This window comes from Actinomadura geliboluensis (assembly GCF_005889745.1).
In the GTDB taxonomy this organism is placed as follows: Bacteria; Actinomycetota; Actinomycetes; order Streptosporangiales; family Streptosporangiaceae; genus Spirillospora; species Spirillospora geliboluensis.
Genome location: NZ_VCKZ01000242.1, coordinates 1 through 14325, shown reverse-complemented (window position 1 = coordinate 14325; position 14325 = coordinate 1). Strand labels below are relative to the sequence as shown.

Sequence of the window (14325 nt, the reverse complement as noted above, 5' to 3'; positions counted from 1 at the left end):
GGCGGGCGCCGGGGAGTGCGTGATCGTCGGGCTGACCGGGCGCACCGGCTCGGGGTCGCGGGGCGCGGAGTTCCACCACCACAGCCCGAACGAGATCGCGAACAGCACGAGCACGCCGCCGATGAGCTGGAGCACCGCCCGGCGGTGGCTCGGCTCGCCGCGGCGGCGCCGCCGGAACCGGCCGGCCCCGGCGGCGCGCCGGGCGCGCCGCCGCTCCCGGCGGCTCGGCGGGCGGGCGCGCTCGCTCGCCGACGGCTCGGTGAACGCGGCGCTCCGCACGAATTCCTCGTCGAAGACGGGCTCGTCGAAATCTGCGGCCATGGGGGCTCTCCGGCACGGGGGAGGTCGGACGCCCAGGCTAGTCGACCCCTCCGACGGTCCCTCCAGGGTCGCATTTCTAGAACGTGTTCTACCTAAACCTCGACGCTCGGGTGAGCAAGCTCACCGGCCGCCTCCTTGATGCGGATCCGCCGTTGTGGCATGCGACTGCGCGGCCCACGTCCGACCAGTTGGAGCTGATCATGACTACCCGGTCACCAATCAAGCACTTGATGGAGACAGAAGTTCAGACTTGAGTCTCATTTGCTCTTGAACCGGCCCTGAAACGGGTTCTACGGTGGGCGCAAGCGCCGTCCTATCGGGAGGAACCGCCGCATGACCGCCACCGTCTCGGAGACCGCCGCCGTCCCCGCCGGCTTCGACTTCGCCTCACCGGACCTGATGGCCGAGCGCATCCCCCTCGCCGAGTTCGCGCTGCTGCGCCGGACCGGCGCGCCCTGGTGGAACGCGCAGCCGCGCGGCGCCACCGGCTTCGCCGACGACGGCTTCTGGGTGATCAGCAGGCACGCCCACATCAAGGAGATCTCCCGCGACCACGAGCAGTGGTCGTCCAACGCCAACGGCGCGGTGATCCGGTTCAACGAGCGGTTCAGCCCGGAGGAGCTGGACGTCCAGCGGGAGAACCTGCTGCTGCACATGGACCCGCCGCAGCACGCCAAGCTGCGCAAGATCGTGTCGCGCGGCTTCACCCCGCGCGTCATCAACGGCCTGCACGACGCGCTCCAGGACCGCGCCGAGCGGATCGTGGCCGAGGCGCGCCGGCGCGGCGGCGAGGGCGACTTCGTCTCCGAGATCGCGGCCGAGCTGCCGCTGCAGGCGATCGCCGAGCTGATGGGCGTCCCGCAGGAGGACCGGCGCCGGCTGTTCGACTGGTCCAACAAGATGCTCGGCTACGACGACCCCGAGTACAACGACGACCCGGCCTGCGCCGCCGCCGAGATCATCGGCTACTCGATGGGGCTCGCCGAGCAGCGCCGCGGCTGCCCCGCCCACGACATCGTCACCAAGCTCGTCCAGGCCGACGTGGACGGGCACGCCCTGTCCGACGACGAGTTCGGCTACTTCATGATCCTGCTCGCCGTCGCGGGCAACGAGACGACCCGCAACGCCATCACGCACGGGATGATCGCGTTCATGGACGCCCCCGAGCAGTGGGAGCTGTTCAAGGCCGAGCGCCCCGAGACCATGGCGGACGAGGTCGTCCGGTGGTCGACGCCCGTCACCGCGTTCCAGCGGACGGCCGTCCGCGACGCCGAGCTGGGCGGCGTCGAGATCAAGGCCGGCGACCGTGTGGCGATGTACTACAGCTCCGCCAACTTCGACGAGGACGTCTTCGCCGACCCGATGGCGTTCGATGTGACCCGCTCCCCCAACCCGCACCTCGGGTTCGGCGGCACCGGCGCGCACTACTGCATCGGCGCGAACCTGGCCCGCCTGGAGATCGGGCTCATGTTCAACGCGATCGCCGACCAGATGCCGGACATCGCGCGGGTCGGCGAGCCGCGCCGACTCCGCTCCGCCTGGCTGAACGGGATCAAGGAGCTGCGCGTCCGGTACTGAGCGCTCCGGCGGACGACCGGGGGCCGACCGGGGGCCGATCCCTCTCACCGGGACCCGCCCTGGCCGGAGAAAGTTAGAACACGTTACATTCAAAGCTGAATCGTGTTCTAGAAGGAGACCGCATGGGTACCCCGGTGATCGTCGAGGCGGTGCGCACGCCGCTCGGAAAGCGCAACGGATGGCTCGCGGGCATGAAGCCGATGGCCGTCCTCGCGCACGCGCTGAACGCGCTGGTCGAGCGGTCCGGCATCGACGCCGCCGAGGTGGAGCAGGTCTTCGCCGGCTGCGTCACGCAGGCGGGCGAGCAGGGCGGGCACATCGGCCGCTACTCCTGGCTGTACGCGGGGCTGCCGTGGCAGACCGGCGTCACCACGCTCGACGCGCAGTGCGGCTCCTCCCAGCAGGGCGTCCACCTCGCCGCGTCGCAGATCGCGGCGGGCGTGGTGGACGTGGCGATCGGCTGCGGCGTCGAGGTGATGAGCCGCGCCCCGCTCGGCACCAACGTGATGCCCGCGAACCCGCGCCCGGACGACTGGTCGCTCGACATGCCGAACCAGTTCGAGGCCGCCGAGCGGATCGCCGCCCGGCGCGGCATCACCCGCGCCGACCTGGACGCGTTCGGCGCCCGCTCGCAGCAGCTCGCCGCCAAGGCGTGGGCCGACGGCCGCTTCGACCGCGAGGTCGCGCCCGTCACCGCGCCCGTCCTGGACGCCGAGGGCAGCCCCACCGGGGAGACCCGGGAGGTCACCCGCGACCAGGGCCTGCGCGAGACGACCGCCGACGGCCTCGGCAAGCTGCGGCCGGTCATGCCGGACGCGCTGCACACGGCGGGCACCTCGTCCCAGATCTCCGACGGCGCCGCCGCCGTGCTGCTGATGTCGGAGGAGAAGGCCGCCGCGCTCGGCCTGCGCCCCCGCGCGAAGATCCGGACGCAGGCGCTCGTCGGCGGCGAGCCGTACTACCACCTGGACGGCCCGGTGCAGGCGACCGAGCGCGTGCTCAAGCGGGCCGGGATGACGATGAACGACATCGACATCACCGAGATCAACGAGGCTTTCGCGTCGATCGTGCTGTCGTGGGCGTCGGTCCACGAGCCCGACATGGACACGGTCAACGTCAACGGCGGCGCCATCGCCATCGGCCACCCGGTCGGCGCCACCGGCGCGCGGCTCATCACGACCGCCCTCCACGAGCTGGAGCGCCGCGACGCCGGCACCGCCCTCATCACCATGTGCGCGGGCGGCGCCCTGTCCACGGCCACCATCCTCGACCGGCTCTGATCCACTCGTCCGCCCCGGCTACCGTGGCCGGGGCGTACCCATGTTCTGAAAAGGCGCGAAAGGCGGTCTCGGTGCAGCCGGAACCTGAGGACCTCGGCGGCGGGCTGTGGAGCGTTCCCGTCCCCATTCCGGACAACCCGCTCGCGTACACGCTCGTGTACGCGGTGGAGAGCCCGAAGGGGCCCGTCCTGATCGACGCGGGCTGGCAGCACGAGGACGCCTGGGCGGCCCTCCGCGACGGCCTCGGCACGTTCGGGATCCAGATGTCGGACGTCCACGGCGTGGTCGTCACGCACTTCCACCCCGACCACTCGGGGCTCGCGGGGCGCGTCCGCGAGACGTCCGGCGCCTGGATCGCCATGCACCACGCGGACGCCGACGTCGTCCGCCTCTTCCACGCCGCCGGGCGGGGCGACCGCCGCCGGTTCGAGCTGACCGCGCTGCGCCGCGCCGGCGCCGCCGAGTCCGAGCTGACCGGCCCGAGCGGGCAGGTGTCGGTGTCGCCGCCGGCGATCCCCGACCGGGAGCTGTCGGACGGCGACCTCGCCGACGTCCCGGGCCGCCGGCTGCGCGCCATCTGGACGCCGGGCCACTCCCCCGGCCACATCTGCCTCCACCTGGAGGACGGCGACCGCATCTTCACCGGCGACCACGTCCTGCCCCGCATCACCCCGCACATCGGCCTCTACCCGTACGACACCCCGGACGTGGACCCGCTGAGCGACTTCCTCGGCTCGCTCGACAAGGTCTCGGCCATGGGCGTGCAGGAGGTCCTCCCCGCCCACCAGTACCGCTTCACCGGCCTCTCCGACCGCGCCCGCGAGATCATCGGGCACCACGAGGAGCGGCTGGCCGAGGTGACGGCCCTGCTCTCCCCGTCCGCCACCACCCTGTGGGACCTGACGGCGGGCCTCAAGTGGCGGCACGCGTGGGCCGACATGTCCCAGCAGGCCCGCCGCATGGCCGCCGCCGAGGCCGCCGCCCACCTCCGCACCCTCGAAACGCGGGGAGTCGCCCGCCGCGAAGGCACCGACGACCCCCTGCGCTACGTCCTCCGCTGAGCGTCCCGCTAGCCGTCCGCGGCCTGCACGCCCGCGACGCCGACGTGCAGGACCGCATCGGCCGCGGCGACGGTCGTCTGCGTTAGGGCGGCGTAGTGGCGGCCTGGCGTCATGTCGGCGCGTGTGCGCGCGGGAGGGATTTCGGCGGCGCTTGTCAGGCTCCAGGTGGTGGTGTTGCGCTGCAGGAAGCCCTCGTAGGTGTCGGGCTCTGGTTCGCCCAGGCCGAGGGCTTCGCTGCGTCCCATGCTGCCGATGATGACCGTGTACCGGCCGCCCAGCAGGGAGCCCGCGATGGCTCCGGCGGAGGACCAGCCGACCTCCATTCCCGCCATGCTCATGCTGCTCGGGTTGCGCTGCAGGTGGCTGTTGTGCGCGAAGACCAGGGTCGGGCCGCGTTCCGCCTCGATCGTGCGGATCTCCAGGAGGTTCTGGGCCATGAGCGCGTCCCGCGTCGCCATCAGGCCGGAGATCCGCGCGCTCTCCTCGATCCGCCGGGCGGCCTGCGCGTGGTAACGGAGCAGGCCGAGGCCCGCGGTGAGATGGGTGCGGGCGCGGAACCAGGCGGCGCGCGAGGTCGCCGCGATCAGTTCGGGTGCGCGCGCGTAGAGCGAGGTGAGCATGGCGTCGGCGACCGCCCGTGACCGCGCGGCCTCGGGGCCGTCGCCGAGCGACTCCGCCGGGTCCAGGATCGCCTCCTGGCGGCTCCACCTGTCGTCGGGGCCGAGGAGGGCCGCGAGATCGAGGTCGAGCCCCAGGTAGTCGCGCGCGTACTCCAGATGGCGTCGCGGGCTGGGGGCGCTCATGTTCTCGGCCGGGACGTCGAAGCCGTGGAAGGCCAGCCGTTCTCCGGCGGGACGCCCCTCGTTGTACTCGCGCATCCAGGCGACCAGCCGGCGGTTGGCGTCCAGGCCGCCGAAGCCGTGCGAGAAGCCTCCGGCCATCGCCGTGTCGAGGGTGCCCGTTCCGTGCTGGACGTAGTCGTCCACCGCGAGCGCGGCCACGCGGTCGGTCTCCAGGGCGAGGGAGCGGAAACCCTGGTCCGCGAGTGCGGCGAACAGGGCGTTCCGGACGTCCCCGAACGCCGGTTCCTGGGACGGGTGGGCCGGTTCGCCGAGCGCCAGCAGTTCACATGACGCGGGCACGAAGTCCCGGATCTTCTGAGTCATGTGTCTGAATCGTATCTTTGAAAGAACGGGTGAAGCTTCGGGCGCTGCCACCAGGTGACAGCGCCCGAAAGCCTCAAACGCGGGAGACGTCCCCTTCGCCGATGGGAAGGCTCGGCCAGTCCGCGGTGTCCCGCAGCAGCCGGCGGTCGTGGCTGGCCATCACGACCGCGGCCTCCGTGGCCTGGAGGGCCTCGGTCAGCTCGTCCACCAGGGCGATCGACAGGTGGTTCGTCGGCTCGTCCAGCAGCAGGACTTGCGGGCGCGCCACCAGGGCCATCGCGAGGTCGAGCCGGCGCTGCCGTCCCATGGACAGCTCCCGCACCGGCCTGCCGGCGTCCGCGGACGACAGCAGGCCGAGGGACGCCAGCGAGACCGCCTCGCCCTCGGCGAGCACCCCCGTGGTGATCAGGCGCCCGACGTGGGCGGCGAACACCTCGTGGGCACGTCCGGTCTCCGCGTGCGGCGACTCCTGGGCGAGCAGTTGCACGCGCACGTCAGGGGCGCACCGGACCGTTCCCCGGGTCGGCGCCAGCCGTCCCGCCAGTACGGCCAGGAGGGTCGACTTGCCGGCCCCGTTGGGGCCGGTGACGACCGCACGCGCCCCCGACTCCAGCGCGAGCGTGACCTCGTGCGGCAACCGGGAGGCCACGCACACGCCCTCCGCGCTCAGCAGCGTCGCGCCCGGCCGCGCGGGCAGGTCCGGCATGCGGAACCGCTGCGGCGGCTCCGGCGCGGTCACGGCGTGCCGCTCCAGGTCGTCCCGACGGCGGTGGACGGCGCGGACGAGCGCCGGCGCGCGGGTGGCGCGCTGGTGCTTGCCCGTGCCCTTGTCCGGCCGCCACCCGGTGACCAGGCGGTTGCGCGCCTCCGCGAGGTCGCGGGTGAGGCGCGCGTGCTCGCCGCGCTGCTGCTCGTACTCCTCCTCCCACCGGCGCAGCTCCGCCTCGCGGCCCTGCCGGTAGCCGGCGAACCCGTCCCCGTACACGGCCGGGCGGCCGTCCCGGCTCGGGTCGAGGTCGAGGATCGTCGTCGCGGCGTCGGACAGCAGCGCGCGGTCGTGGCTGACGACCACGACCCCGCCGGGATGGGCGCGCAGCCGCGCGGTGAGGAAGGCGAGGCCGGCCGCGTCCAGGTGGTTCGTCGGCTCGTCCAGGAGCAGGAAGTCGTGCTCCGCGCCGAGCAGGCAGGCGAGCCGCACCCGGTAGCGCTGCCCCACGGACAGCTCGGACAGCCGCCGCGCCCGGTCGGTGACCGCGCCGAGGGCCTCCAGGGCCAGGTCGACGCGCCGGTCGGCGTCCCAGGCGTCGAGGGCTTCGGCGGCGTCCAGCGCCGCCGCGTAGGCGTCGTCGGCGCCGGGGCGCCCTTCGGCCATGGCGCGGGTCGCCTCGTCGAACGCGGCCAGCGCGGCGCGGGCGTCCGCGAGCTCCCGGTCGACGGCGTCACCGACGGTGGCGTCCCCGTCGGCGGCCATGGCCTGCTCGGCGATCCCGAACGTGCCGACGCGCTTGACGGTGCCCTCGTCGGGGACCAGCGCTCCGCTGAGCACGTGCAGGAGCGTCGTCTTGCCTCGCCCGTTCTCGCCGACGATGCCCCAGCGGGCCCCCGGCGAGACCGACAGGTGCACGTCCCGCAGGACGGTTCGCCCGCCGCGCACGACGCGGATTCCCTCGGCGGCGAGCTGGGCGCGGGCGCGCGCGGGCAGGGTGATGGTGGTGTTCATGCTTCCTCCGGACGGAGGCACGCCTGTCCCCGGAAAGGGGTGAAGTGGGTGCCTTCGAACTGACGGCCCCGCGGAAGGGGGCCCGATGACGAACGTCAGACCGCCCGCGGCTCGTTCAACGCGAGCGGCGGGCCGTCCGGAGACCTGTCAGAGGTACAGGAGCTGCTGAAGCACGGATCCACGCTAGCAGCCGGAACGCGGCGGAAGAAGCGGGTGCGAGCCAGGTCACCTTTGCCCGTCGGCCCCTTGATGAGACTCCAGTCTCATGTTAGAACCTGTTCTAGGTCTGCGGCCAAGCAAGCGCTCAGTCGAGCGATCTCGGCACCGTCCCGGCACGAAGGGTCTTCCATGGCACTCGCGACGTCCATCGCCCCGCACGATCGGGTGTTCCGCGCCCCCGAGATCGACGTCATCGATCCGGGCGTGTACGAGCGCGGGGGCATCCCGCACCGGCAGTTCCAGTGGCTGCGCGACAACGACCCGGTGCACTGGCACCAGGACCCCAACGAGGGCGTCCCCGGGTTCTGGGCCGTGACGCGGCACGAGGACGTGGTGTCGGTGTCGCGGCGCGCCAACCCGTACTCCTCGCACGAGCGCACCGCGATGTTCGAGGAGTTCTCCTCCGACGACATCGCCATGTACGGGCAGATGATGCTGTTCCAGGACCCGCCGGACCACACCCGGCTGCGGTCCATGGTGAACAAGGGCTTCACCCCGCGCATGATCGGCCGGCTGGAGGACCACATCCGGCGGATCTGCAACGAGCTGATCGACGAGGCCGCCCCGCTCGGCGAGTGCGACTTCGTGGAGCGGTTCGCCGCGCCCCTCCCGCTCTACACGATCTGCGAGCTGCTCGGCGCGCCGCTGGAGGACCGCGAGAAGATCTTCCACTGGTCGAACAAGCTGGTCGCGTTCAACGACCCCGAGTTCATCGGGGGCCGCGAGGAGTCGACGCTGTGCGCGGCCGAGTTCGCCGAGTGGGGCGGGCAGCTCGCGGCGGCCCGGGAGTCCACGCCGCGCGACGACATCGTGACCAAGCTGCTCGCGCCCGACGCGGACGGCAGCAAGATCACGCTGGAGGAGTTCCAGCTGTTCGTGATCATGCTGTCGATCGCCGGCAACGAGACCACCCGGACCGCGACCGCGGGCGGCATGCTGGCCTTCTTCGAGCGCCCCGACCAGTGGGAGCGGCTGCGCGCCGACCGGAGCCTGCTGCCGACGGCGGTCGAGGAGATCGTCCGCTGGGTGAGCCCGATCAACCAGTTCCGCCGCACCGCCCTCGTCGACACCGAGCTCGGCGGCAAGGAGATCAAGGCCGGCGACAAGGTCGTGCTGTTCTACGGGTCGGCCAACCGGGACGAGCGGGTCTTCGACGACCCGTTCAGCTTCGACGTGGGCCGCGACCCGAACCCGCACATCGGGTTCGGCGGCGGCGGCCCGCACTACTGCCTCGGCACCCACCTGGCGCGGCTGAACCTGCGCATCATCTTTGAGACGATCCTGGAGCGGATGCCCGACATCCGGCTCGCCGGCGAGCCCCGCCGGCTCCGCTCCAACTTCGTCAACGGCTACAAGGAGATCCCGGTGAGCTTCACACCGTCCGCCCCGCTCGGGGGCTGACGGCGTCTCCGGACGAGGAGGTTCGAGGCGATGACCACCACCCCCGAGACCACCCCCGACATCGAACTGGTCGACCCCGGCGCGTACGAGCGCGGCGGCATCCCGCACGAGCAGCTGACCTGGCTGCGCGAGCACGACCCCGTCCACCGGCACCACGGCGACCCGGAGCGGGACTACCCCCCGTTCTGGGCCGTCACCCGGCACGAGGACGTCGTGCACGTGTCCCGGCACCCGGAGGTGTTCTCGTCCTGGCGCCGGCTCGCGCTGTTCGACGAGCCGGCGGAGGAGCACCTCGTCCTGCAGCGGATGATGATGCTCAACCAGGACCCGCCGGAGCACTCGCGCAAGCGGAGCATCGTCAACCGCGGGTTCACGCCGCGCGCGATCGGCGCGCTGGAGGAGCACATCCGGGACATCTGCCGGCGGCTCGTCCGGGAGACCCTCGAGCGCGGGGAGCGGGCCGACTTCGTCCGGGACCTGGCGGCGCCGCTGCCGCTGTACGTGATCTGCGAGCTGCTGGGCGCCCCGCCGGAGGACCGGGAGAAGATCTTCACCTGGTCCAACACCCTGATCGGCGGGGACGACCCGGAGTTCCAGCGGACGCCGGAGGAGGGCCAGGCGGCGGCGACGGAGCTGTACGCCTACGCCAACGTGCTGGCCGCCGACCGGCGGGAGAACCCGCGCGACGACATCGTCACCAAGCTTCTCCAGCCGGACGCCGGCGGCGAGGTCCTCACCGGCGACGAGTTCGAGCTGTTCGTGATGCTGCTGTCGGTCGCCGGGAACGAGACGACCCGGAACGCGGCGACCGGCGGCATGCTCGCGCTGCTGGAGCACCCGGAGCAGTGGGAGCGGCTGAAGGCCGACCGGTCGCTGGTGCGGACGGCGGCGGACGAGATCGTCCGCTGGGTCACGCCGGTCAACCTGTTCCGGCGGACCGCCGTCCGGGACACCGAGCTGCGCGGCAAGAAGATCAAGGAGGGCGACAAGGTCGTCGTCTTCTACTCCTCGGCGAACCGCGACGAGGCCGTGTTCGCCGACCCCTGGGCCTTCGACATCGGCCGCGACCCGAACCCCCACATCGGGTTCGGCGGCGGCGGGCCCCACTTCTGCCTGGGGTCCCACCTCGCCCGACTCGAGCTGAGTGTGCTCTTCGAAACACTTTTGGACGCCGTGCCCAATATTGAACTCAGCGGTAACGTTCGCAGGCTAAGGTCTAGTTTCATCAACGGCATAAAGGAGATGCCGGTGCGTGTGCGTCCGGCGTCCCTCGACTGACGGGAGTGGTGCGTGGGCAGGGGCTGGCGTGGGTGAGGCAGGCGAGGCGGGCGGTCAAGCGCAGGACGGACCGCTCCGGGTCGCCCTGCTCTCGTACCGGAGCAAGCCGCACTGCGGCGGCCAGGGGGTCTACCTCCGGCATCTGAGCCGGGAGCTGGTCGATCTCGGGCACTCGGTCGAGGTGGTCTCCGGCCAGCCGTACCCCGAGCTGGACCGGGAGGAGATCGTCCTCACCAAGCTCCCGAGCCTGGACCTGTACCGGGACGAGGACCCGTTCCGCACCCCGGCCCTCCGCGAGTTCCGCGACTGGGTCGACGTCCTGGAGTTCGCGCACATGAAGACGGGCGGCTTCCCCGAGCCGCTGACGTTCTCGCTGCGCGCGCTGCGGCTGCTGAAGCGGCGCCGGCGCGACTTCGACGTGGTGCACGACAACCAGGTCCTCGGGCTCGGCAACCTCGGCATCGGCGGGCTCGGGCTGCCGCTGGTCACGAGCATCCACCACCCGATCAGCGTCGACCGGCGGATCGAGCTGGAGGCCGCGCGCGGCATCAAGCAGAAGCTCGGCAAGCGCCGCTGGTACGGGTTCGTCGGGATGCAGGCCCAGGTGTCGCGGCGGATCGGCCCGGTGCTGACGGTGTCGGAGTCGTCCAAGGTCGACATCGTCAAGGACTTCAAGGTCGACCCGCGCGACATCGAGATCCTGCCGCTCGGCGTCGACACCCGCATCTTCCACCCGCGCGGCGAGCGCGTCCCCGGCCGGATCGTGGCGATGGCCAGCGCGGACGCGCCGATCAAGGGCGTGGACGTGCTGCTGCGCGCGGTCGCGAAGGTCGCCACCGAGCGGGACGTCCACGTCGTGGTCGTCAGCAAGCCGCAGAAGGACGGCCCGACCGAGAAGCTCGTGCGCGACCTCGCCCTCGGCGACCGCGTGAAGTTCGTCAGCGGCATCAGCGACGACGAGCTCGGCGCGCTGCTCGCGTCGGCGGAGATCGCCGTCGTCCCCTCCCGGTACGAGGGGTTCTCGCTGCCCGCCGTGGAGCACATGGCGTCCGGGACGCCGCTGGTCGCGAGCCGCGCCGGCGCGCTGCCCGAGGTCGTCGGCGACGCGGGCGTGCTGGTCGCGCCCGGGGACGTCGAGGAGCTGGCCGCGACCCTGCACCGCCTGCACGACTCCGCCGAGGAGCGGGCGAAGGCCGGTGCGGCGGGGCTCGCCCGCGTCCAGCGGCGTTTCGCCTGGCCGGCCGTGGCACAGGCCACCGTCGAGCACTACCGGGCGGCCATCGCCCAGCAGAACTACCTGCGGCTGGCCGCGAAGGGCAAGTAGGGGACGCCCGCCGGGCGCCCCTGTACGGAAGGAGCACGACCCTGCTGACCGTGGATTTCCAGCGGTTCCGCGTCACCCCCGGAGACCGCGTCCTCGACATGGGATGCGGTGCCGGACGGCACGCCTTCGAGCTGTACCGCCGGGGTGCGCACGTCGTGGCCTTCGACATGGACGCCGACGAGCTGGCGGGCGTCGAGACGATGTTCGGGGCCATGCGCCTCGCCGACGAGGTGCCCGCCGACGCGACCGCCGAGACCGTGCAGGGTGACGCGCTCGACCTGCCGTTCCCCGACGACCACTTCGACGCGATCATCGCGTCCGAGGTGCTGGAGCACATCCCCGACGACATGCGGGCGATGCGGGAGCTGCTGCGCGTCCTGAAGCCGGGCGGGAAGCTCGCGGTGACGGTGCCGAGCTGGCTGCCCGAGCGGGTGTGCTGGGCGCTCTCGGAGGACTACCACACCGCGCCCGGCGGGCACGTGCGGATCTACACCCGCGCCGAGCTGGAGGCCAAGCTGAAGTCGGTCGGCTTCCGGGTCGGCGGCCACCACCACGCGCACGGCCTGCACGCCCCGTACTGGTGGATCAAGTGCGCGGTCGGCGTGGACAACGACGGCAACCCGCTCGCCAAGGCCTACCACCAGATCCTGGTGTGGGACATCATGAAGCGCCCGCTGGCGACGCGGCTCGCCGAGCGGGTGATGAACCCGCTGATCGGCAAGAGCGTCGTCGTGTACTTCGCCAAGCCCGCGACGCCGGGCACGCCCGCGGCCCCGGCCAAGGAGACGGCGGATGCGGTCTGAGACCGTCCCGCCCTCGGTCCCCGGCGTCCTCACCTCCGACGACATCGTCGCCACGGCGCGCAGCATCGCGGCGCAGCAGGAGGCGTCCGGCGCCATCCCGTGGTTCTCGCCGACCGGCGGCGTGCCCGGCCACGTGGACGCCTGGAACCACGTCGAGGCGGCGATGGCGCTGACCGTCGCCGGGTTCGGCGCGGAGGCGCGGCGCGCCTACGAGTGGCTGCGGAGCGTCCAGCGGCCGGACGGGTCCTGGCCCGCCAAGTGGGTGCTGGGCGAGGTCACCGAGCCGGGCGGGGAGTCCAACCACGCCGCCTACCTCGCGGTGGGCGTCTGGCACGAGCTGCTGTCCACCGGCGACGAGGGCTTCGTGCGGCACATGTGGCCGGCGGTCCGCCGGGCGATCGACTTCACGCTGGGGCTGCGCACCCGGCGCGGGGAGATCATCTGGATCCGGCACGAGAGCGGCGAGCCGTCCGACCACGCGCTGCTGACCGGCTGCTCGTCGATCTACCAGTCGCTGCGCTGCGCGGTCGCGCTGGCCGAGCACCTCGGCGAGCCGCAGCCGGAGTGGGAGCTCGCCGCCGACCAGCTCGGCCACGTGGTGGCCGCGCACCCGGAGGCGTTCGCCGACAAGAGCCGCTGGTCGATGGACTGGTACTACCCGGTGCTCGGCGGCCCGGTCCGCGGCGCGGACGCGGCGCGGCGGTTCGCCGAGGGCTGGGACACCTTCGTCGTGCCGGGCCTCGGCTGCCGGTGCGTGTCGGACCAGCCGTGGGTGACGGCGGCGGAGAGCTGCGAGCTGGTGCTGGCGCTGGACGCGGCCGGCGACCGCGACCGGGCGCTGGAGCTGTTCACGACGATCCAGCACCTGCGGCACGAGGACGGCTCGTACTGGACGGGCTGGCAGTTCGAGAACGAGCGGCACTTCCCGGGGGACCGCTCCACCTACACGGCGGCGGCGGTGATCCTCGCGGCCGACGCGCTGGCGGACGCCTCCCCCGGCTCCCGGATCTTCAAGGAGGTCGCGGGACGGCCCCTCGGGCCCTCGGAGGCGTCCGATCCGCTGGCGTGCGGGTGCGCGCTCGTTCCCGCGGCCGGCCGCGGCTGAGGCGGCCGACCGCGGCTTGACCGGCTAGGGGGCGCCGAGGGGGTCGGCGTCGCCGACGCGTTCCAGGACGCGCAGCGACCCCACCTCCCGGCGCTCCTCGAAGGCGCCGCTCTCCAGCGCCCGCAGGTACAGGTGGTAGGGCGCCTGCCCGCCGTCCTTCGGGTCGGGGAAGACGTCGTGGATGACGAGGGCTCCGCCGACGGCGACGTGCGGGGCCCAGCCCTCGTAGTCGCCCCGCGCGTGCTCCTCGGCGTGCCCGCCGTCGATGAACAGCAGCGCCAGGGGCGTCCGCCAGAAGGCCGACACGGTGCGCGACTGCCCGACGATGGCGACGACCTCGTCCTCCAGGCCGGCGGCGCCGATCGTCTTGCGGAAGGTGGGCAGCGTGTCCATGCGGCCGGTGCTCGGGTCGACCAGGGACGGGTCGTGGTGCTCCCAGCCCGCCTGGTTCTCCTCCGAGCCGTGGTGGTGGTCGACGGTGACCAGGACCGTCCCCGCCGCCCGGGCGGCGGCGCCCAGGTAGACGGCGGACTTGCCGCAGTAGGTGCCGACTTCGAGCAGGGGGCCGGTCGCCGCGAGGCGGGCCCCGTAGGCGAGGGCCGTCTCGTAGAGCGCGCGGCCCTCGTCGTCCGGCATGAAGCCCTTGGCCGTGCGCGCGGCGCGCAGCAGGTCCGAGGGCATCTCGCAGGCGGCGTGGGGGGTCGTCCCCGGGTCGGTGGACGCCTTGCTGTGGGTCATCGATCTCCTCCGTCGGGGCACCCTACTATCCGTGCTCCGGACCGCGAGACGCCAGTCTTGCCCAGCCAGACTGGAACGTGTTCTACTTTCGGGGTGGCCGCCCTTTTCCGAACCTGGTTCGGTAGGTTGGCGGTCACGGCGAACCCCGGAACGGAGAAACGATGAGAGTACGAGTCGACCCGCTGGTGTGCGAGGCGAACGCCGTGTGCGTCGGGCTCGCACCGGAGGTCTTCGACCTGAACGACGACGACGAGCTCCAGATCCTCCAGCCGGACGTCCCGGCCGAGGAGCAGGACCGCGTCCGGCACGCCGTGCGGTCGTGCCCCAAGGC

The 14325-nt window shown here is 72.4% G+C and carries 13 protein-coding genes; 9 read left to right on the top strand and 4 right to left on the bottom strand.

The window, feature by feature from the left end:
• A partial coding sequence (locus ETD96_RS28020) for a hypothetical protein (protein WP_205719493.1) occupies positions 1-321 on the bottom strand: 321 nt, incomplete at its 3' end.
• A 333-nt stretch (positions 322-654) separates the two neighbouring features.
• Here ETD96_RS28020 and ETD96_RS28015 point away from each other — a divergent pair.
• The 3 genes from ETD96_RS28015 (at position 655) to ETD96_RS28005 (ending at position 4240) form a co-directional block, all read left to right on the top strand.
• Positions 655-1899, top strand: coding sequence for a cytochrome P450 (locus ETD96_RS28015; protein ID WP_138639490.1), 1245 nt, complete (start codon positions 655-657; stop codon positions 1897-1899).
• Positions 1900-2021: 122 nt separating this feature from the next.
• Entirely contained in the window at positions 2022-3179 is a 1158-nt protein-coding gene (locus ETD96_RS28010; protein WP_138639489.1) for a steroid 3-ketoacyl-CoA thiolase, read from the top strand.
• A 71-nt stretch (positions 3180-3250) separates the two neighbouring features.
• Positions 3251-4240 carry an MBL fold metallo-hydrolase gene (locus ETD96_RS28005; RefSeq protein ID WP_138639488.1) on the top strand — a complete coding sequence of 330 codons (990 nt, stop codon included), beginning with the start codon at positions 3251-3253 and terminating at the stop codon, positions 4238-4240.
• 8 nt (positions 4241-4248) lie between these two features.
• On the opposite strand, the gene ETD96_RS28000 is transcribed toward ETD96_RS28005, so the two are convergent.
• Positions 4249-5406: an erythromycin esterase family protein gene (locus ETD96_RS28000; protein WP_138639487.1), complete on the bottom strand. Its 1158-nt coding sequence runs from the start codon at positions 5404-5406 to the stop codon at positions 4249-4251.
• Positions 5407-5479: 73 nt separating this feature from the next.
• Positions 5480-7126 (bottom strand): ABC-F family ATP-binding cassette domain-containing protein, encoded by a 1647-nt coding sequence (locus ETD96_RS27995; protein ID WP_138639486.1) that lies wholly within the window; start codon positions 7124-7126, stop codon positions 5480-5482.
• 348 nt (positions 7127-7474) lie between these two features.
• Between ETD96_RS27995 and ETD96_RS27990 the strand changes: the two genes are divergently transcribed.
• The 5 genes from ETD96_RS27990 to ETD96_RS27970 are packed head-to-tail and all read left to right on the top strand — an operon-like array spanning position 7475 to position 13256.
• Positions 7475-8746, top strand: a complete 1272-nt coding sequence (locus ETD96_RS27990; protein WP_138639485.1) for a cytochrome P450 — start codon at positions 7475-7477, stop codon at positions 8744-8746.
• 30 nt (positions 8747-8776) lie between these two features.
• Entirely contained in the window at positions 8777-10024 is a 1248-nt protein-coding gene (locus ETD96_RS27985; RefSeq protein WP_138639484.1) for a cytochrome P450, read from the top strand.
• 28 nt (positions 10025-10052) lie between these two features.
• Positions 10053-11348, top strand: coding sequence for a glycosyltransferase family 4 protein (locus tag ETD96_RS27980; protein WP_138639483.1), 1296 nt, complete (start codon positions 10053-10055; stop codon positions 11346-11348).
• A 41-nt stretch (positions 11349-11389) separates the two neighbouring features.
• Complete coding sequence (locus ETD96_RS27975) at positions 11390-12151, top strand: class I SAM-dependent methyltransferase (RefSeq protein WP_171069270.1); 762 nt, start codon at positions 11390-11392, stop codon at positions 12149-12151.
• Positions 12141-13256, top strand: a complete 1116-nt coding sequence (locus tag ETD96_RS27970) for a glycoside hydrolase family 15 protein (protein WP_138639481.1) — start codon at positions 12141-12143, stop codon at positions 13254-13256. Before ETD96_RS27975 ends, ETD96_RS27970 begins: the two co-directional genes overlap by 11 nt.
• A 24-nt stretch (positions 13257-13280) precedes the next feature.
• On the opposite strand, the gene ETD96_RS27965 is transcribed toward ETD96_RS27970, so the two are convergent.
• Positions 13281-13994: a class I SAM-dependent methyltransferase gene (locus ETD96_RS27965; protein WP_138639480.1), complete on the bottom strand. Its 714-nt coding sequence runs from the start codon at positions 13992-13994 to the stop codon at positions 13281-13283.
• A gap of 161 nt (positions 13995-14155) precedes the next feature.
• On the opposite strand from ETD96_RS27965, the gene ETD96_RS27960 reads away from it, so the two are divergent.
• The coding region (locus ETD96_RS27960; protein WP_138639479.1) for a ferredoxin at positions 14156-14325 on the top strand (170 nt) is incomplete at its 3' end.